The organism is Streptomyces sp. NPDC040622, from assembly GCF_055593965.1.
In genome coordinates this window covers 364,228-382,351 of record NZ_JBVIXD010000009.1, presented here as the reverse complement: position 1 = coordinate 382,351, position 18,124 = coordinate 364,228, and the positions used below count along the sequence as shown (strand labels likewise).

15 protein-coding genes, 1 tRNA gene and 1 pseudogene are annotated in these 18,124 nt (G+C 70.4%); 5 read left to right on the top strand and 12 right to left on the bottom strand.

Translation table 11 applies throughout. The annotated features are described in order from the left end of the window. Positions 1 to 32 precede the first annotated feature (32 nt). Positions 33 to 1,379: a vWA domain-containing protein gene (locus tag ACZ592_RS27355; RefSeq protein WP_471584287.1), complete on the top strand. Its 1,347-nt coding sequence runs from the start codon at positions 33 to 35 to the stop codon at positions 1,377 to 1,379. A 116-nt stretch (positions 1,380 to 1,495) separates the two neighbouring features. Further along, entirely contained in the window at positions 1,496 to 2,896 is a 1,401-nt protein-coding gene (locus ACZ592_RS27350) for an FHA domain-containing protein (protein ID WP_471584286.1), read from the top strand. 6 nt (positions 2,897 to 2,902) lie between these two features. On the opposite strand, the gene ACZ592_RS27345 is transcribed toward ACZ592_RS27350, so the two are convergent. Further along, positions 2,903 to 3,865, bottom strand: coding sequence for a methyltransferase domain-containing protein (locus tag ACZ592_RS27345; protein WP_471584285.1), 963 nt, complete (start codon positions 3,863 to 3,865; stop codon positions 2,903 to 2,905). Positions 3,866 to 4,035: 170 nt separating this feature from the next. Between ACZ592_RS27345 and ACZ592_RS27340 the strand changes: the two genes are divergently transcribed. Both ACZ592_RS27340 and ACZ592_RS27335 read left to right on the top strand, forming a co-directional pair. Beyond that, positions 4,036 to 4,449 carry a globin gene (locus ACZ592_RS27340; protein WP_471584284.1) on the top strand — a complete coding sequence of 138 codons (414 nt, stop codon included), beginning with the start codon at positions 4,036 to 4,038 and terminating at the stop codon, positions 4,447 to 4,449. A 229-nt stretch (positions 4,450 to 4,678) separates the two neighbouring features. Continuing rightward, positions 4,679 to 4,999: pseudogene (locus ACZ592_RS27335) on the top strand (ABC transporter ATP-binding protein); the annotation flags it as partial. 63 nt (positions 5,000 to 5,062) lie between these two features. Here ACZ592_RS27335 and ACZ592_RS27330 read toward each other — a convergent pair. From ACZ592_RS27330 to ACZ592_RS27300, 7 genes are all read right to left on the bottom strand, one after another. Next, the gene (locus ACZ592_RS27330) at positions 5,063 to 5,749 is read right to left on the bottom strand and encodes a DUF8185 domain-containing protein (RefSeq protein WP_471584283.1); all 687 of its coding nucleotides are present in this window, start codon (positions 5,747 to 5,749) and stop codon (positions 5,063 to 5,065) included. Then, positions 5,746 to 6,195: an acyl-CoA thioesterase gene (locus tag ACZ592_RS27325; protein ID WP_471584282.1), complete on the bottom strand. Its 450-nt coding sequence runs from the start codon at positions 6,193 to 6,195 to the stop codon at positions 5,746 to 5,748. Before ACZ592_RS27325 ends, ACZ592_RS27330 begins: the two co-directional genes overlap by 4 nt. 7 nt (positions 6,196 to 6,202) lie before the next feature. Continuing rightward, the gene (ettA, locus tag ACZ592_RS27320) at positions 6,203 to 7,867 is read right to left on the bottom strand and encodes an energy-dependent translational throttle protein EttA (protein WP_471584281.1); all 1,665 of its coding nucleotides are present in this window, start codon (positions 7,865 to 7,867) and stop codon (positions 6,203 to 6,205) included. A 306-nt stretch (positions 7,868 to 8,173) separates the two neighbouring features. Next, positions 8,174 to 9,613 carry a Cys-Gln thioester bond-forming surface protein gene (locus ACZ592_RS27315; protein ID WP_471584280.1) on the bottom strand — a complete coding sequence of 480 codons (1,440 nt, stop codon included), beginning with the start codon at positions 9,611 to 9,613 and terminating at the stop codon, positions 8,174 to 8,176. A gap of 302 nt (positions 9,614 to 9,915) precedes the next feature. Further along, complete coding sequence (locus tag ACZ592_RS27310; RefSeq protein ID WP_471584279.1) at positions 9,916 to 10,359, bottom strand: single-stranded DNA-binding protein; 444 nt, start codon at positions 10,357 to 10,359, stop codon at positions 9,916 to 9,918. 307 nt (positions 10,360 to 10,666) lie between these two features. Continuing rightward, entirely contained in the window at positions 10,667 to 12,610 is a 1,944-nt protein-coding gene (locus tag ACZ592_RS27305; protein ID WP_471584278.1) for a YfjP family GTPase, read from the bottom strand. Beyond that, on the bottom strand, positions 12,607 to 14,259 hold the full coding sequence (locus ACZ592_RS27300; protein WP_471584277.1) for a GTPase domain-containing protein: 1,653 nt from the start codon (positions 14,257 to 14,259) through the stop codon (positions 12,607 to 12,609). The genes ACZ592_RS27305 and ACZ592_RS27300 overlap by 4 nt, the downstream gene beginning before the upstream one ends. A gap of 307 nt (positions 14,260 to 14,566) precedes the next feature. On the opposite strand from ACZ592_RS27300, the gene ACZ592_RS27295 reads away from it, so the two are divergent. Continuing rightward, positions 14,567 to 14,639 (top strand) — tRNA-Arg (locus tag ACZ592_RS27295). Positions 14,640 to 14,837: 198 nt separating this feature from the next. Here ACZ592_RS27295 and ACZ592_RS27290 read toward each other — a convergent pair. From ACZ592_RS27290 to ACZ592_RS27275, 4 genes are all read right to left on the bottom strand, one after another. After that, complete coding sequence (locus ACZ592_RS27290) at positions 14,838 to 15,005, bottom strand: hypothetical protein (protein ID WP_471584276.1); 168 nt, start codon at positions 15,003 to 15,005, stop codon at positions 14,838 to 14,840. Next, positions 14,995 to 15,735 carry a helix-turn-helix domain-containing protein gene (locus ACZ592_RS27285; protein ID WP_471584275.1) on the bottom strand — a complete coding sequence of 247 codons (741 nt, stop codon included), beginning with the start codon at positions 15,733 to 15,735 and terminating at the stop codon, positions 14,995 to 14,997. Before ACZ592_RS27285 ends, ACZ592_RS27290 begins: the two co-directional genes overlap by 11 nt. 71 nt (positions 15,736 to 15,806) lie before the next feature. Continuing rightward, on the bottom strand, positions 15,807 to 15,986 hold the full coding sequence (locus ACZ592_RS27280) for a helix-turn-helix domain-containing protein (RefSeq protein WP_471584407.1): 180 nt from the start codon (positions 15,984 to 15,986) through the stop codon (positions 15,807 to 15,809). 1,288 nt (positions 15,987 to 17,274) lie between these two features. Continuing rightward, entirely contained in the window at positions 17,275 to 17,934 is a 660-nt protein-coding gene (locus ACZ592_RS27275) for a PIN domain-containing protein (protein ID WP_471584274.1), read from the bottom strand. Positions 17,935 to 18,124: the final 190 nt, after the last annotated feature.

The following is an 18,124-nucleotide window of genomic DNA, read 5'->3' as shown; positions in this document are numbered from 1 at the left end:
GGACGTCTGAGGATCTGAGGGGGAGCAGTTCCATGGCCAACTTCTCGAAGTCGAACGTGCCGCAGTTCTCGGTGGACGTGTACCAGAACGAGTACCTCCCGGACGGTGGACGGGAGGTCAACGCCATCGCCACGGTCAGCTCGACCGGCGGTGGAACGATCGGTTCCGCGGTGGGTGCACCGCATCTGTACTCCGCGGGACAGAGCCCGGACGCCGCCGTGGCGGTCATGGTCGACTGCTCCGGCTCGATGGACTACCCGCCGACGAAGATGCGGGGCGCGCGGGACGCCACGGCCGCCGCGATCGACGCCCTGCGCGACGGCGTGCACTTCGCGGTGATCGGCGGCACGCACGTCGCCAAGGAGGTCTACCCGGGCAGCGGCCGCCTCGCGGTGGCCGACCCGCAGACCCGCGAGGCGGCCAAGCAGGCGCTGCGCAGGCTGAGCGCGGGCGGCGGCACGGCGATCGGCACCTGGCTGCGGCTGGCCGACCGCCTGCTGTCCTCCGCCGACGTGGCCATCCGGCACGGCATCCTGCTCACCGACGGCCGCAACGAACACGAGTCGCCCGACGACCTCAAGGCCGCGCTCGACTCCTGTGCGGGCCGTTTCACCTGCGACGCCCGCGGCGTCGGCACGGACTGGGAGGTGAAGGAGGTCACAGGGATCGCCTCCGCGCTGCTCGGCACCGCCGACATCGTCGCCGACCCGGCCGGGCTCGCCGCCGACTTCACGCAGATGATGGAGGCGGCGATGGGCAAGGAGGTCGCCGACGTCAGCCTGCGGCTGTGGACGCCGGTGGGCGTGGAGATCAAGTTCGTGAAGCAAGTGGCGCCCACGGTCGAGGAGTTGACCGGCCGTCGCACGGAGGCGGGACCGCGCGCCGGGGACTACCCGACGGGGTCCTGGGGCGACGAGTCCCGCGACTACCACATCTGCGTACAGGTGCCGAACGCGGAACTGGGCCAGGAGATGCTCGCGGCCCGGGTCTCGCTGGTCGTGCCGCAGGGCGACGGCAGCGTGCAGACCCTGTCGCAGGGCCTGGTGCGGGCGGTGTGGACGGACGACATGGCGGCCTCCACCTCGATCAATCCGCAGGTCGCGCACTACACGGGCCAGGCGGAACTGGCACAAGTCATCCAGCAGGGACTCGACGCCCGCAAATCGGGAGATGTCGACGGAGCGACGGCGAAACTGGGCCGCGCCGTCCAGCTCGCGAGCGCCTCGGGCAACGCCGATACGGCGAAACTGCTTTCGAAGGTGGTGGACGTCGTGGACGCCGCGGCAGGTACTGTTCGATTGAAGGCGAAGGTCGCCGAGGCCGACGAGATGACACTCGAGACCCGGTCGACGAAGACGGTTCGCGTGAAGAAGCAGTAGAGCGCAGCAGGACCGCAGCAGGACCGACGCAGGACCAGTGACGCGGCGCACGGGCGCCGCGGAGCGACCACGATGTACGGCCCTCGGGCCGGAGAAGGAGAGGGGGAAGCGCCGACATGCCGACCTGCCCGAACGGACACCAGTCGGGTTCCGACGACTGGTGCGAGGTCTGCGGTCACCGCATGGCCGGTACCGTGCCCCCGCCGCCTCCACCGCCCCCCGCGGCCGGTTACGGCTATCCCCCGCCGCCGCCCGGCCAGGACCCGGGCTTCCCGCAGCCCGCGCCGGGGCGCCCGCACCTGGCCGCCGTGCCGGACGCGGCCCCCGAGGCGGAGCTCTGCCCGCAGTGCCGCACGCCCCGCGAGGCGAACGCGCCGTTCTGCGAGGAGTGCCGCTGGAACTTCCTGACGAACACGGCGACCTCGTACACGCCCGCCGCGCCGAACCCGCCGCTGCCGCACACGTACGGCGGCCCCGGCCAGGGCGGCCCCCCGCCGCAGCAGTTCCAGCAGCAGCCCCCGCCGGGCTACGAGTACCAGGGCTCGCGCCCCTCCCAGATGAACCGGCCCGCCGAGCCGATCCCGCCGTTCGGCAACGGTGGCGGCCAGCAGAGCCCCGGACCGCAGGGTCCGCAGGGTCCCGGGCAGCAGGGCCCCGGCGGTCCGCAGGGCCACCCCGGCTCCGGCTACCAGGTCCCCGGCCAGCAGGGTCCCGGTCAGCAAGGTCCCGGTCAGCAGGGCCGGCCCGGCTACCCGGCCCCCGGCCAGCAGGGTCCGGGTCCGCAGGGCCCCGGCCCTCAGGGCCAGCCCGGCCAGCCCGGCCAGGTGCCGCCCAGCGCCCCGCAGGCCTTCCAGCAGCCGGGTCCGCCCGCGCCGCCCGCGTTCCCGCAGGAGGGTGGGGCCCCGCAGGGTCCGCCCCCGCCGCCGCCCGGCCCCGCGTTCGGCGGCGGAGGCGACGACTGGGTGATCTCGCCGCCCTCGTCCGCGGACCGGCAGGAGCCGTACCAGCCGGACTCCTACCAGCCGGACTCGTTCCAGCAGGAGCCGTTCCAGTCGGACCCGTTCCCGCAGGGCGGCGGGCAGCCGCAGGCTCCCCAGCCCCAGCAGGGGCCCGGCACGTGGACGGTGACGATCGGTCCCGACCGCGAGTACTTCATGGCGATGATGCAGCGCAGCGGCCCGGAGGCGTCGGGCCTGAACCTGCCCGCGTACTCGCCGGAGCAGCAGCGCCCGCTGGCCGGCAACCAGATCAGCATCGGCCGCCGCAGGCACTCCACGGGTGACACCCCGGACATCGACCTGTCGGTGCCGCCGGAGGACCCGGGCGTCTCGCACCAGCACGCGATGCTGGTCCAGCAGCCGGACGGCAGCTGGGCGGTCGTCGACCAGAACTCGACGAACGGCACCACGGTCAACGGCGGCGAGGAGCCCATCCAGCCGTTCGTCCCCGTACCGCTCCACGACGGCGACCAGGTGCACGTCGGCGCCTGGACGACACTCACGGTCCGCCGCGACTGAGCCCGTTCACAGGGGCCAGACGTACGGCCCCTCGGGGTCGTCGAGCCAGGCCCACTCGTACGGTCCGCTCACGGTGACACCGAAGCGCTCGCGCACCGGCCGGCCCTCGCGCTGCCACAGCGCGAGGGCTTCGTGCGGGTCGAGGCTGCCCGCGGTGAGTTCGAGCAGGAAGCGGAAGAGCTCGTTCTGCAGGGCCCTGCGCGGCAGCCCCCCGATGTGCTGCTCGTGCGGGGTCCGGGTGCCGCCGCGCAGCGGCACGAAGTAGGCGGGCGTGTGCAGGAAGCGCCCCTCGGCGTGCTCCGCGTCCCGCACGGTGAGCGCGATCAGGCCGGTGGCCAGCGGCGTCAGGATCCGGGCGCCCGGCCTGCACTGGGCGAGCCAGGCCCTGGGCACCGACGGCAGGGTGCAGGTCGCGATGATCCGGTCGTACGGGGCGTACCGGGGGCAGCCCGCCGCCCCGTCGCCGGTCACCACGGCCGGGCGGTATCCGGCGGCCGCCAGGTGCCGCCGCGCGGACTCGGTGATCTCCGGGTCCAGGTCGACGGTCGTGACGTGGTCGTCGCCGAGCCGGTGGGCGAGCAGCGCGGCGTTGTATCCGGTGCCCGCGCCGATCTCCAGGACGTCGCAGCTCTCGCCGTCGGGGATGTCCAGTTCGTCGAGCATCTTCGCCATCAGGGACGGCTGGCTGCTGGAGGAGACGAGCTCGCCGTCGCGCACCCGGGTCGCGAGCGGGGCGTCCGTGTAGGCGCCGCTCAGCCAGCGGGTGCGCCGCCGGTCGTCGGGGTCCTCGCCCCACAGCCGCTCGTACCCACCGCCCGCGCTGACGTAGTAGTAGGGCACGAACAGGTGCCGCGGGACGGCCGTGAACGCCGCCCGCCAGGCCGGGGCGTCCCGCCAGGCCCCGCTCGCCTCGATCTCGCGCACCAGCGCGGCCCGGGCCTCCGTGACGCGTGCAGGGTCGGGTTCCATGGGTCCACTGTGCTGCGCGGAGCCCGCCGATGCGAGTGGCCGAACCGGGACGGATCAGGATGATCCCGGAGAAGGATGCGGGAAGGACGCGGGAAGGACGTGGCGAAGGGCCCGGCCATGGTCCGGGGATGGTCCTAAGCCTTCCGTACTCGGCCGCCCCGTCTGAGACCATGGACAGTGTGAAAGAGATCCCACGCGGCACGCTTCAGGAGCAGACCTTCTACGAGCAGGTCGGCGGCGAGGAAACCTTCCGGCGCCTGGTGCACCTCTTCTACCAGGGGATCGCGGAGGACCCGCTGCTGCGGCCGATGTACCCGGAGGAGGATCTGGGACCGGCCGAGGAACGCCTCGCGCTCTTCCTGATGCAGTACTGGGGCGGCCCCCGCACCTACAGCGACAACCGGGGCCACCCGCGCCTGCGCATGCGGCACGCGCCGTTCACGGTCGACAGGGCCGCGCACGACGCCTGGCTGAAGCACATGCGCGCGGCGGTCGACCAGCTCGGCCTCTCCGAGGAGCACGAGCGGACACTGTGGAACTACCTGACGTACGCGGCGGCGTCCATGGTCAACTCCGAAGGCTGACGCCCCGCTGACATCTGATCCCCTCCCGCCCCGTCCGCCCCACCCTTAACTGCTCCACTCCGTCCGTCAGTGCCGGCCCTCTGAAAGCATCCACAGGGCCGGGGGGGGCGGCACAACGGCACGGAACATATGCGCGCGGGCATACGCGCGCGGGCATACGCGCGCGGGCGCGGGCGCGGGCGCGGGCGCGGGCGGGGCACGGGGGTCCACGGGGTGACGGGATTTCGTACTTCTGACGGCGTTCCGCACCGCGAACGAGGAACTCGGCACCACGATCGTCATCGTCACCCACGACCAGGCGGTCGCCTCCGAGGTCCGCCGCACGGTCGCCATCCGCGACGGCCGCACCTCGACGGAGGTCCTGCGCCGCACGGAGGTCGGCGCCTCGACGGGCCAGGAGTCCCTGATCTCCCGCGAGTACGCGATGCTGGACCGCGCCGGCCGCCCCCAGCTCCCCGCCGAGTACACGGCGGCCCTGGACATGCGGGACCGCGTGGCGCTGGAGCTGGAGAGCGACCACATCGCGGTATGGCCGGACGAACGCGACTGACCGCACGCCCACTCGATCGCTGCACGACCCCTGCACGACCGACCGCGCGGCCGCACCCCGGGCTCACGCAGGCGTGACGGTGAGCCCTCCGACGCCCGCGCGGCGCACCGCGACGGACCCGTAGGCGGTACGCAGCCGCAGCCACGCTCCCGAGGAGAGCAGGCTCAGCGCGTCCCCGCGCAGGAAGCCCAGGGACTGCGCCGCGTGCGCGGCCCGCACCGGCAGCCCCGTGTCGCCGACCGTGCGGGACCAGATCTCCCGTCCCACCCGGTCGAGTTCGGCCCGCACCCGCCGCTCGGCGGGCAACTCCTCGATACGGGACCGGAATTCGGCAACGGCCTGCTTCACCAGCGCCCGTATCACGTCCGGGGCGGGCAGCCCCGGCTCCTGCCGCCAACCACCCCGGGGCGGCAGCACACCCGCCCACGGCGGACCGGTGACGGCCGCCGGAACGTCGGCGACCCCCCGCGCCGCTTCGGACTCCACCGACTCACCGACCCGCTCCAGGAACTCCCCGGCGGAGACGGTGACGTCGAGCGCGGTGTCGAGGCCGTGCTCGTACGGCTTGACGAGCCGTGCCGTACGGATGACGAGCACCTCGAACGACGGCGGCCGCCCGAACACGGCGAGCGTGTCCCCGGCGGCCTGCAGCCGCACCGCGGCCGCCTTGTCGTAGTGGATCAGCCGGGCCAGGAAGGCGGCGAGGTCCGCCGCCTCCCCGGCATCGGCGAAGTGGAGCCGCGCGGTCATGCGGCCAGCGCCCCCGAGCCACTGTCGGCGCTGTCGGCGCTGTCGTCGACGTACTCCTGCAGGAACGACCGCTCCTCGGCGGAGATCCGCCGGGGCCGCTGCGCCTCCAGGTCGAAGGGCACGACCACGGTGGAGGCCCGCACATACAGCTGATCCGCGTCCTTGACCTCGTACGCGATGGTCAGCGACGCCGCACCGATCTTCGTCACCCACGACTCGATGGTGACCGGCGCGTGCCGGTGCACCAACGGCCGTACGTAGTCGATCTCGTGCCGGGCCACGACCGAGCCGCCGGAGAACGACGGGGACCCGTCCCCGGGCGCCAGCCGGAACATGAAGTCGATGCGCGCCTCCTCCAAGTACCGCAGGAAGACGACGTTGTTGACGTGCCCGAAGGCATCCATGTCCGACCAGCGCAGCGGGCACTCGTATATGTGTCGAGCCACAGTCGCCTCAGCCCCGGGTGAGCTTCTTGTAGGTGGCGCGGTGCGGCCGGGTGGCGTCCGCGCCCAGTCGCTCGACCTTGTTCTTCTCGTACGACTCGAAGTTGCCCTCGAACCAGTACCACTTGGACTCGCCCTCGTACGCCAGGATGTGCGTGGCGACCCGGTCGAGGAACCACCGGTCGTGGGAGATCACGACAGCGGCACCCGGGAACTCCAGGAGCGCGTTCTCGAGGGAGGACAGGGTCTCGACGTCCAGGTCGTTCGTCGGTTCGTCGAGGAGGAGCAGGTTGCCGCCCTCCTTGAGGGTCAGCGCCAGGTTGAGGCGGTTGCGCTCACCGCCGGAGAGCACACCGGCGGGCTTCTGCTGGTCCGGCCCCTTGAACCCGAAGGCGGAGACGTACGCCCGCGAGGGCATCTCGACCTGGCCGACGTTGATGTAGTCCAGCTCGTCCGAGACGACGGCCCACAGCGTCTTCTTCGGGTCGATGTTGGCGCGGCCCTGGTCCACGTAGGAGACCTTGACCGTGTCACCGATCTTGATGCTGCCGGAGTCCGGCTGCTCCAGGCCCTGGATCATCTTGAACAGCGTGGTCTTGCCCGCGCCGTTCGGGCCGATGATGCCGACGATGCCGTTGCGCGGCAGGGAGAAGCTGAGGTCGTCGACCAGGACCTTGTCACCGAAGGCCTTCGAGAGGTGCTCGACCTCGACGACGATCGAGCCGAGGCGCGGGCCCGGCGGAATCTGGATCTCCTCGAAGTCCAGCTTCCGCATCTTGTCCGCCTCGGCGGCCATCTCCTCGTAACGCGCCAGACGCGCCTTGGACTTGGCCTGCCGCCCCTTGGCGTTCGACCGCACCCACTCGAGCTCTTCCTTCAGACGCTTCGCACGCTTGGCGTCCTTCTGGCCCTCGACCTTGAGACGGGACTGCTTCTTCTCCAGGTACGTGGAGTAGTTGCCCTCGTAGGCGATGGCGCGGCCTCGGTCGAGCTCCAGGATCCACTGGGCGACGTTGTCCAGGAAGTACCGGTCGTGGGTGACGGCGATGACGCAGCCCGCGTACTGCGCGAGGTGCTGCTCCAGCCAGTTCACCGACTCGGCGTCGAGGTGGTTGGTGGGCTCGTCGAGGAGGAGCAGGTCGGGCGCCTCGATGAGGAGCTTGCAGAGCGCGACGCGACGCTTCTCACCGCCGGAGAGGGTGGTGACGGGCCAGTCGCCGGGCGGGCAGCCGAGCGCGTCCATGGCCTGCTCGAGCTGGGCGTCGAGGTCCCACGCGTTGGCGTGGTCCAGGTCCTCCTGGAGCTTGCCCATCTCCTCCATGAGCGCGTCCGAGTAGTCGGTCGCCATGAGCTCGGCGACCTCGTTGAAGCGCTTGAGCTTGCCCATGATCTCTGCGGCGCCGTCCTGGACGTTCTCCAGCACGGTCTTCGACTCGTCGAGGTGCGGCTCCTGCATGAGGATGCCGACGCTGTACCCGGGCGAGAGGAACGCGTCCCCGTTGGACGGCTGCTCGAGCCCGGCCATGATCTTCAGCACCGTGGACTTACCGGCGCCGTTGGGGCCCACGACACCGATCTTGGCGCCAGGAAGGAAGCTCAAGGTGACATCGTCGAGGATCACCTTGTCGCCGTGCGCCTTGCGCGTCTTGCGCATGGTGTAGATGTACTCAGCCAAGAGAAACCGTCCGGCAATCAGTGAGTGGGCAGATACACCCCATCTTGCCTGACGGCCACCTCCCGGAGGAAACCCGTATCAGCGGGTGGGCCTGAGCTGGGGCTTTGACGTAGACATCGGTAGCCGGGCTGTCACTGTCGGTCGATCTGGACTGTCACTGCCGGCCGGTGGTCGTCGGCCTCGGGCAGCGTCACGCGGCCCGGGGAACGGCCCGGACCGCGCAGCCACTGCCGCGCGCCTCACTCGTCGTCTCTCACCCGTCGGTTCTCACTCGCGGTTCTCACTCGCGGTTCTCACTCGCGGTTCTCACTCGTCGGCGGAGGGCTCCGACGGGTCGTCCTTCTTGCGGAGGAAGAAGACCGCCGCGCCACCGATCACCACGAACACCACCGCTATGCCGATGATCAACGGGGTGTTGCTGGAGCTGCCGGTCTCGGCCAGGTCGCCGCTGCCTGTGGTGGTGCCGCCCGCCGACGCGGGGCTCGGCTCGGAGACGGGCTGCGCCTTGGTGTCGACCGTGTCGCCCTCGGTCCGGCAGTCGAGCACGCCCTTGAAGCGCTTCTCGAAGCCGCCCGGCCCGTTGATCGTGAAGTCGTAGGGCTGGTCCTCCTGCAACGGGATCGTCACGGTCTGCGACGCACCCGCCGCGATGGTGTGCTCGAAGCCCATCAGCCGGAACGTGAACGGCTCGTCGCCCTTGTTGCTCGCGGTGATGTCCACACCGCCCTTGGCACAGTTCTTCTCCGCGGAGAGCGCGGGCGCCGCGCCCTTCTCCGCCCAGTTCGCCGTCGCCGTCGCCGACACCGTCGACTCGCTGGAGCCCGCGAGGATCTGGGTCTGGCTGCGGGTCTCGGAGGTGAAGGCGCGGCCGACCGGCACCGTGGTCGACGCCTGCACGGACAGCGCGGCCACGCCGTCGGGGGCGTCCTTCGGCACGTCGAAGTAGAGGCGGCTGCCGTTGGCCGCGGACTTCACGCGCTTGCCGTCCTTGTCGACGACCTGCACGCCGCTGGCCTCGGAGTCCGCGGGCGGCGTCACGGTCACCGAGTCGGCGTCGGTCCGCACGGTGACCGGGCCGAGCCGCTCTCCCGCGCGTCCCGACACGGCGGGCGGGGCGAGCGTCAGGGACGCCTTGGGCTCGGCGCTGTCGCGCGCGCTCTTGTAGAGGTAGTCGGCGAGCTTCTCGGCCTGGGGGTCGACGGCGTCGACCTCGGCGCCGTCGGAGTACCGCCAGATCGCCACCTGGGTGCCGGCCGCGGCGCTCTGCCCGGTGAGGGAACGCACCCCCGCCTTGCGGGCCAGTGCCGCGAGGTCGTTCACCTGCGGGTAGGAGTGCTGCAGGATCCAGCGGATCTTGCCCGCTTCGCGGTTGCCGTTCAGCGAGGTGCCGCTCCAGGAGGTCTCCTGGTACTTGGCGTCCTTCTGCGTCGGGTTGAGGATGTCGACGCAGTACGTCTGCAGGGTGCCGCCGCCCTCTACGGACATCTCGAAGAGTCCCGCCGGCACCTGCTGCGAGCTGCCGTTCTCCCGGATGACGGCCTGGTCGAACGTCTGCAGCCCGCCCAGCGTCGCGACCGCGCCGCCCTGGTGCTGCGGCGCGTCTTCCACCGTGGCCGCGCCGGCGGCGGTCACCGTGCCCACCACGGCCAGGCCCGCCGCCATGGTCACCGCGGCGAGGCGGGCGGCGCCTCGGCCACGTATCGATGACGCGGAAGCTGCGGACAACGCAGAAAACGCAGAAAGCACTGAATTCCCCTCCGGGCGGGACCCGTTCACACGTTGGGGGGTGGTCCCGCCAGCAGACTGAAAGCGACAGGAACACCTGCCACCTGCATGGCAGCACCTGCCAACTGCCCCGTGAGCTACGTTCGGCATCCTAAGGAAACCGCGCATCACGAGCCCCACCCATCCCATCCGACAGCGGATCCGACTCGGAATCGTTATCCCCAACACCCGCTCCGAGCTGGGCTTATCGACAAATCAACGGCATTCATTCGCCGATATGCCGCACATCGGTCGCCCGCCCCCGGCTCCGTCCTGACGCCGCGTCACCCCACCGGCTCGGGCTCCTTGGCCCACAGCCCGGCGTCGGTATCGGCCCGCTCCGTCGCCGGTTCCGTCAGCGCCGCGTTGCCCTTGACCACGCGGCGGAACGCCGCCGTACCGCGCGACAGGTCGTGCCCGACGGCCGTCGCCTCGATGTCCGCCGACGTCCAGTGCTGCCCGCCGCGCTCCTCGTCCCGCACCTTCAACCGGCCCTGCACGATGACGGGTTCGCCCACCGACACCGACCCCTGCACGTTCGTGCCCAGCGCCCGCCACGCCCAGACCGTGAAGAAGTTGGTGTGCCCGTCCGTCCACGTGTTCTTCGCGGCGTCGAAGTACCGCGATGTCACCGCGAGCCGGAACCGCGCCACCGGCCCCGAAGGCAACTCCCGGTACACCGGCGTCGTCGCCACATTTCCCACGACCGTCACCAAGGTCTCGTTCACGCTGCACCACTCCCCCGCCTCGTCCGCTTCGCCGCCGCGCCTTCCGCGGCTGCGATCTCAGACTGCACCGGCCGGGCGGATCCCGCTGAGGCCTGTGGGCTACCCCCCGGTTGTGGATAACTCCGTCACTCCAAAGGGGCACGTTCAGACACCCAAAGGGGGGTGCGCGGGCGGGACCGGGCCGCTCGTTCGGGTGCCTGAGCGGGTCGTTCAGGTGCCTGAGCGGGGCGTTCGGGTGCCTGAGCGGGGCGTTCGGGTGCCTGAGAAGCTCGTTCAGGTGCCTGAGCGGTTCCCCGCAGCCACGCCCTCACCCCACCGGCGCCCCGGTCACCCGGACGTACTGCTCCCGAACCTCCCGGTACCGCAGCAGCTCCGCCGCGACCGGGTCGAGGACTCGCGCCCGTCCGCACCCGGCCGCCGCCTCCCGCAACCGCCGTTCCGCCTCGTTCCCGTACCGGCGCGCGGGTCCCCGCGCCGCCAGCCGGCTCGTCCACTCCACGCACGGGCCGCCCACGATGCCCGCCAGCATCAGCAGGGCGGGCACGCCCAGGTTCGGGGTGGCGACCCCGACGATCTGGCCGACCAGCCAGAGCCCGCCCACGATCTGGAGCAGCGTCATCGCCGCCTGCGCGAGGACCGCCACCGGCCACCAGCCGGGCCGCGGAGGGCGTCCGGCCGGCACGCCCACCGTCACCGCGAGCTCGTCGAGCGCCTCCGGCAGCCCCTCGGCGCCGCGCGCCGCGGACTCCCGCACGGCCTGCCCCCAGGGCGTGGGCAGGCCTGTCGCCGCCTCGTCGGCCACGGTGCGCACGGCGTGCTCCACCCGTTGGCGCGCCGTCGCCTCCTCGTCCGCGGGGGCCTGTCCGGTCGGCGTCGGCAGGCCCTGCGGGGAGCGCTGGGCCTCGTACCACCGCCAGAGCCTGAACCACGGGTCGCCGCACGCCTTGCCGGCGTTCCTGCGCCAGGCCCGCTCCGCCGCGTCTCCCGCGGCGGCCGCGCCCACGGCGTCCGCGAGCCGGTCGGCGAACTCCTCGCGCGCCTCCTCGCTGAGCCCGATCCGCCCGCGGTTGCGGCCCGCCTGCGGCCCGGTCACGTACACCGGACGCAGTCGTTCCGCGGCGGCGTCCAGGTCCGCGGAGATACGGCGCGCCGCGGCTCCCCGCTCCTGCGTGAACTGGCCGAGCGTCTCGCGCAGTTCGCCGATGCCGTCGCCGGTCAGCGCGGAGATCGCGAGCACCGTGGCGCCCGGTTCACCGTGCTCGCCGAGCGCGACGCCGTCCTCGTCGAGCAGCCTCCGCAGGTCGTCGAGTACCTGGTCGGCGGCGTCTCCGGGGAGCCGGTCGATCTGGTTGAGCACGACGAAGGTGACCTCGGCGTGCCCGGCCATGGGCCGCAGATAGCGCTCGTGGAGCATCGCGTCGGCGTACTTCTCCGGGTCGACGACCCAGATGACGGCATCGACGAGGGCCAGGATCCGGTCGACCTGCTCGCGGTGCTCGCCGACCGCCGAGTCGTGGTCGGGCAGGTCGATGAGCACCAGCCCCTGGAGTTCGTCCGCGCCGGGCCCCTGGAGCGGGCGGCGGCGCAGTCGTCCCGGGATCCCGAGCCGGTCCAGCAGCCCGGCGGCGCCGTCCGTCCAGCTGCACCCGATGGGCGCCGCGGTGGTCGGCCTGCGCACACCGGTGTCCGAGATCATCACTCCGGCGAGGGAGTTGAAGAGCGTCGACTTGCCGCTGCCCGTGGCGCCCGCGATGGCGACGACGGTGTGCCGTTCGGAGAGCCTGCGGCGGGTGGCGGCCTCGTCCAGGACCCGGCCGGCCTCGGCGAGCGTGCCGGTGTCGAGGCGGGTGCGGGAGAGCCCGACGAGTTCGCGCAGCGCGTCGAGGCGGGCGCGCAGGGGCCCTTCGTAAGAAGCGGGGGCCCCGGAAGGAACAGACGGAGCCGAAGGAACGTACGAGCGAACTCCGGCGTCCGCCTCCCCGTCCGCACCCCGCGGCCCACCCGCGACGCGACGCGCGATGAGCCCGTCGTCCCAGGCCCGCCCAGACTCATCGCGTGCGGAGTCACCGTGTGCGGACTCACCGCGTGCGCTCCCGTCGCGCGTCTCGCGTTCGCGACCGGTGCGGTCTGCGCGACCGGCGCGGCCTTCATGGTCTGCGTGGTCTGCGTGATCAGCGCGGCCTTCATGATCTGCGTGATCGGTGTGGTCTGCGTGATCGGCGTGATCAGTGACGGCGGTCACCGCGGTCACCTCTCCTTCTGCAGTACGGACAGGGCGGCGATCAGCTCGGCCTGGGGTTCGGGATGCACCTCTAGGGCGTCCAGCGGGGCGAGTCTGCGCTCCCTTTCGGCCGTGAGGACCTTCTCCAAGTAGTCGGTCAGCAGGCGTCCGCCGCGGTCGCGCAGCCGGACCGCGCCCTGGGCGCCGATCCGTTCGGCGAGGACCTCCCCGGCGGACCGCGCACGGCGCCCGCCGAGCAGGGCGGTGGCCAGCAGCGCGGCGACGACTTCCGGGTCCGGGAGCGCGTTCTTGTCGACCCGCTCCAGCCCGCGGACCTCGTCCTCGGCGTACTCCTCCAGGACGCGCCGCCATCTGCGGACGGCCATCCCGATGCGGTGCTCGGCGCTCTCCACGTCCGGGTCGCGGTCGGCGAGCTCCGGGGCGCCGGCCGCGGGTTCGCGCCGCCAGGCCTCGTCGATGCGCTCGTCGGCAGCGGTGACGGCGCACAGCAGCAGCGCCTCCAGGCTCTCGGCGATGGCGTCGAGCAGCTCGCCCGCCCCGCAGTCCAGCGGATAGCTGCGCCAGCGCTTCAGGGCGCCCCCGGCGAGCACACCGCCCGCCTGCAGCCGCCTGCGCACGCGCGCGTGTTCGTTCTCGTACGCCTCGTCGACGGCGGAGGTGAGCCGCAGCGCGGCCGCGTACTGGGCGGCGACGGCGCCCGCCAGCTCCGGCATCCGGGAGCTGAGGGAGCCGATGACGCCGTGCGCGGTGCGGGCGACGGCCTGGGCGCGGGCGGTGGGCTCCTGGACGCGGTGGCTGAGCCAGGCGCGCAGCGGGGCGACGGCGGTGGCGGGGAGCAGCCCGCCACCGCCCGCGGACTCGGGCAGCTCGGGCACGGTGAAGCGCGGTACGTGGCCGAGTCCCGCCTTCGTGAGCAGCGCCCCGTACTGCCGCGACACCTCGGTGACCACCTGGTGGGGCACGCGGTCGAGGACGGTGACGAGGGTGGCGTCGTGGTCCTTGGCGGTGCGCAGCAGATGCCAGGGCACGGCGTCGGCGTACCGGGACGCGGTGGTCACCATGACCCACACGTCGGCCGCGGAGATCAGCTCGGCGGCGAGAACGCGGTTGTCGGCGACGAGCGAGTCGATGTCGGGGGCGTCGAGGAGCGCGAGCCCGCGCGGGAGGCTCGGCGCGGTCTCGATCCGCAGGGCGCGCTCCTCCTCGCCGACGATCGCGGTGATTTCCTCGTCACCGTCGCCCTCGCCGTCCTCGTCGTGGCCCTCGCCGGGGTCCTGGCGGGGCACCCACACGCGCGTGAGGTCGGGCAGGATGCGCATCCCCGAGAACCAGTGATGATCGTCCGGATGGCAGACGAGCACCGGCGTACGCGTGGTGGGACGCAGCACACCGGCCTCGCTGACCTGCCGCCCCACCAGGGAGTTCACGAGGGTGGATTTGCCGGCACCGGTGGATCCGCCGATGACCGCGAGAAGGGGCGCTTCGGGCGCCTTGAGCCGGGGCACGAGATAGTCATCGAGCTGTGCGAGCAGCTCGTCCCGGTTGGCACGCGCGCGTGGCGCCCCTGGCAGGGGGAGCGGAAAGCGTGCGGCGGCGACACGCTCGCGCAGGGCGGAGAGTGCGTCAAGCAACTGAGGCCGTACGTCCAAGGTCACCACATGCGAAGAATGCCCAATTTTGACGGCTTTCTGAAGCATATGGGAGCCTCTGCGCGCCGATCAGACACAGGGGATGGAAGGGGCGACCGGGGCGCAGGCATAACGAGTGCACAACACCCGGGGCGTGAGACGCCAAAAGCGATGCGAGATTCGCACCTGCCTGCGATTATCAGGACCGCTTCACCGAACCTCCACATCACGGCGCGGAGGTGAAGCACCAGGGACAGGGACCCGGGAGCCCTATCCTTGTCCCCGGCAAGGTCACGGATCACCCCCACGTCCGGACTCCGCCACCCGGCCACACCCGGCCCCCGTAGCTCAGTGGATAGAGCAGGCGCCTTCTAAGCGCTTGGCCGCAGGTTCGAGTCCTGCCGGGGGCGCTTCTGTCCAGCCCAGTTCGGCCCTCCACCCCGGAGGGCCTTTTTGCTGGTCAGGGCAACGTAGCGGGTTGTGGGTAGCGGACGCGTAAGCGCCGGACCGCCCCCAGGTCAGAGTGGGGAGGGTCCGGCGCTGTCCGGTTGTCACCGGGTTTCTGCGGGTCGCTGTGTCGAATACGTGTCGAAGTTCCTCCGGGCGGATCAGTCGCCAGGACCCAGGTCGAGATCGGGGAGATCCCCGACGGCCTCCATCCGCCGCTTGAGGTCCGGGAGCTGGCCCTCGATGCAGCCGGCGCAGAACGCGAGCAGGACCGGAACGCTGTTGCCCGCACAGCAGCGATGCACGGCCACAGTGGGGTCAGGGAGCATCTGTCTGCTCCATCGGGGTGGCCGTCTCGAAGATGTTGTCCAGCGCAGTCAGATAACCCGCCGTCAGCGGTGCCGGGCCGACGCGGCGCAGGTGCAGCACTGGAGACAGGGCGGGAGTGAGCCCATCTACGGGAGTGATGACCAGAAGTTCGTCATCGGCGCGGTAGAGGTCGGCCCGTAGCCCAGGATGGGTTACCAGCTTGACCCCAGGGACGTCTACCAACGAGGGGAAGACATCCATCAAGGCCACGTGCTGGCCGGAGCCAGCAGGAGTGGCGATGCGAACCCGTACACCGGCCTCAGACTTCGCGACGAGAATCGCGTGCAGGTCGAAGACAGCGTTGGTCAAGAAGATCAGGTTGGAGATCGCGAGGTCGATCACGCTGGATGCTTCAAGCAGCGTTCCACGCCACAGACCGTGTGGAACGGCGCCGCGACTCGGGTAGCAGGCCATCAGCTCGTCACGGGGACTCACACTGGAACGATGCCGCTCATCGAGCATGGGCCACAAGTAGTACGGGTCAATGCGAAGCACCTTGGCCACTGCGTGCGCGTTCCGTGCGTGAGGGATGCGCGTTGTTGTGATCCACCGATCCACGCTCTTCGGGTCTATCCCCAAGTGGCTTGCCAGCCCTTCCGTGGTGACGTTGGCAGCGACCATCGCCGCTCGCAAACGCTCGTTCGCGAGCCCTTGATCTTCTGCCAGAATTGAAGGGGATCGATTCGGCATGGCTTCGACTCCTTCGAATCGGTCAGGCCGCGTCCGCTGCAATCGGGCGCGGCCCTTTTCCTTCCCGCTCGTCAAGCCTCAGGATCTTGTTTGCCCCAACGGGCAACGGTCGCACGGGAGATGTTCGTGAGCTCAGCAATGCGCCGGTAGGGGACGCCGGCATGGACGGCCTGGACGACGAGGGGCCGCAAAGCGGTATCCAGGCGGTCCAACTCAGCTACGAGCCGCAGACGCTGCGCGCCAGGAGCCATCAGCCCCCGCACGGCCTCAGCGCGGGCATCTTCCGGGGTCCCCGCGGGGGCATGTGCAGTGGGCACGGCCGTTACGCGAAGTTGGTGCTGCTGAACACCCTTGCTGCGGTGACGAGTTCGCCGAGTGGACATGACTCGATAGTCTCGATTCGTCTCGTGTGAGACAACCTGTCTTGTCAGATCCGCATATGCCAGTTCGTGACGGAGTCAAACCAGCAGGTCACGACGACACAGACCAAAGGGGCGGGCCGCGAAACGAGCTGCGCGGACAGAGTTTCCCTACTCAATCAAGGCTCGCTGCGCTCGCGGCCGCCAGAGTCAGCCGCGAGCTTCAACCACCTCTGGCCTGGGTCTTCCGTCCCTGGTGACGCGGGAGAAGCCCGCCGGGTACCGCCGCCGCGATCCGACCTAGGGAGGGAAGAAGAACCAGCAGCATCCGTAGGCCCGAGAAGCGCACGCCGAAGAACACCCCCATCAAGACCACCAGGCACGCGCCACCCAACGAAGTCGGGATCGATCCAAGGACCGAGGGGCCGCGCACAGCGCGGGGGCGCCGGCCGGCCGCCGCCCGCCGCTTCCATGTCTCCGCCACCAGCTGCGCGCGCCGTCCGTCCGTCGCCCCGGCAGCGGCCAAAACCAAGCACGGAGCCATAGGGCACAGGGGATTGCCGCACAGCAGGCCAGGGACAGCTTTGTGTTACCGATAAGGCCGGATCGCGGCGGCGGTACCCGGCGGGCAAACCCGCTACCTGGGTCGTTGCCCCGTGGCTGGGGCGGTCGGCTCCACGGCTTTAGGCAGCCACCATGGGGCGAGCCTCTAAGATCATGGCCCCAACGTCGTGCTTTAACGGGCAGGTCCACAGACTGCCCGACTCGCGATGAGCTTACGGGGCCATGATCACTCGCCCCATGGCAGCTCCCGCCCAAAGCCGCTCCGCCGACCGCATGCCCCCTGCTGGCGCTGGTCAGCAGTAAAGATATGGCAATGAGATGGTCAAGCTTCTCCCATTCCCCGCTTCCTGCTGGGTGGTTCCGTTACGCTCGGTTACCGAAGGTACAGCGTAGCGACCGAGCGTAACGGAACCACCCAGCAGGAAGCGCTCTAGGCCTCAATGAGTGGTTACTGAACGCGATATTCGCAGGTGGCGGTGGTGTCACGCTCTTCTGCTGCGGTCGCGTGGGCAAGAAAAAACCTGACCCACGAGGGGTCAGGTGGTTTGTGCCTCCAACGTACGGTGCGCCGGTCCTAGTGTCAACTTCCCTGACGCCATTCAGTGACGCCTTGTAGTTACCAATCTACAGGACGTGCATATTTCTGTACCGGATCGCTTAGCTGGTGGGTGGGGAAGTCTTGCTGCGAAAGTTGCCGCCACCAGTGTCTCCCAACCCCATCACTAGCAGCGCCGCGAAGGTCGCCAGCCAGGTAGTTGCGGGAAGGGTTGACTAGGCCGACGGGAACCCTCTTGCGCGCCTCTCGTAGCGGGTAGCTGAGGTCGCTGTCGTTCGAGATCACTACGGCAGCGTCTACAGCCTGCGTAAGTACGTCAATCAAGAGGTGAGATGCGACGTTGACGTCCGATCCCTTCTCCTCGCGATTGGCGAATGAGGCCATGAACACCGCGGAATTGCACGGCGTGCCGCCGTTCTGAACCATGATCGGCCACTGGGGAGCGACTAGCTGGGGGCGCCCGTGGCTGTCCTTGATCGCCAACGGTGCTTGCTTGACTCGGTAGACGTACTTGCCGTACTCGATGTAATCCACGCTGCCGGCGGCAACAAGTGCCTTCAGGTAGATGTCCTGGTCACGGTGCCCAGAAGCGTTGGTAGTCGCATCGATACGAGCGGTGCAGTAGACGATCCGCGCGACACTCGCCGCTGGCCAGTCGGTTCGTTGGGTAACCAAAGCGGTCGCCAAGCTGCGGATATCGAGCCAGCGCCATCCCGCCACCCCGCGACCGCACAGACCTCTACCGCCGTAGTAGAGGTTGTAAGCGTCTACGTACACTCCTACGCGCATCAACACAAGTTAGCACCAACGAACTCACCGACCAGGCCATCGCGTTGACCCGCCTTCACGATTCCATACGCGGTCGGTCTCTGACATCCACGAGTGACATCAACAGCAGGAGACGGGTGCG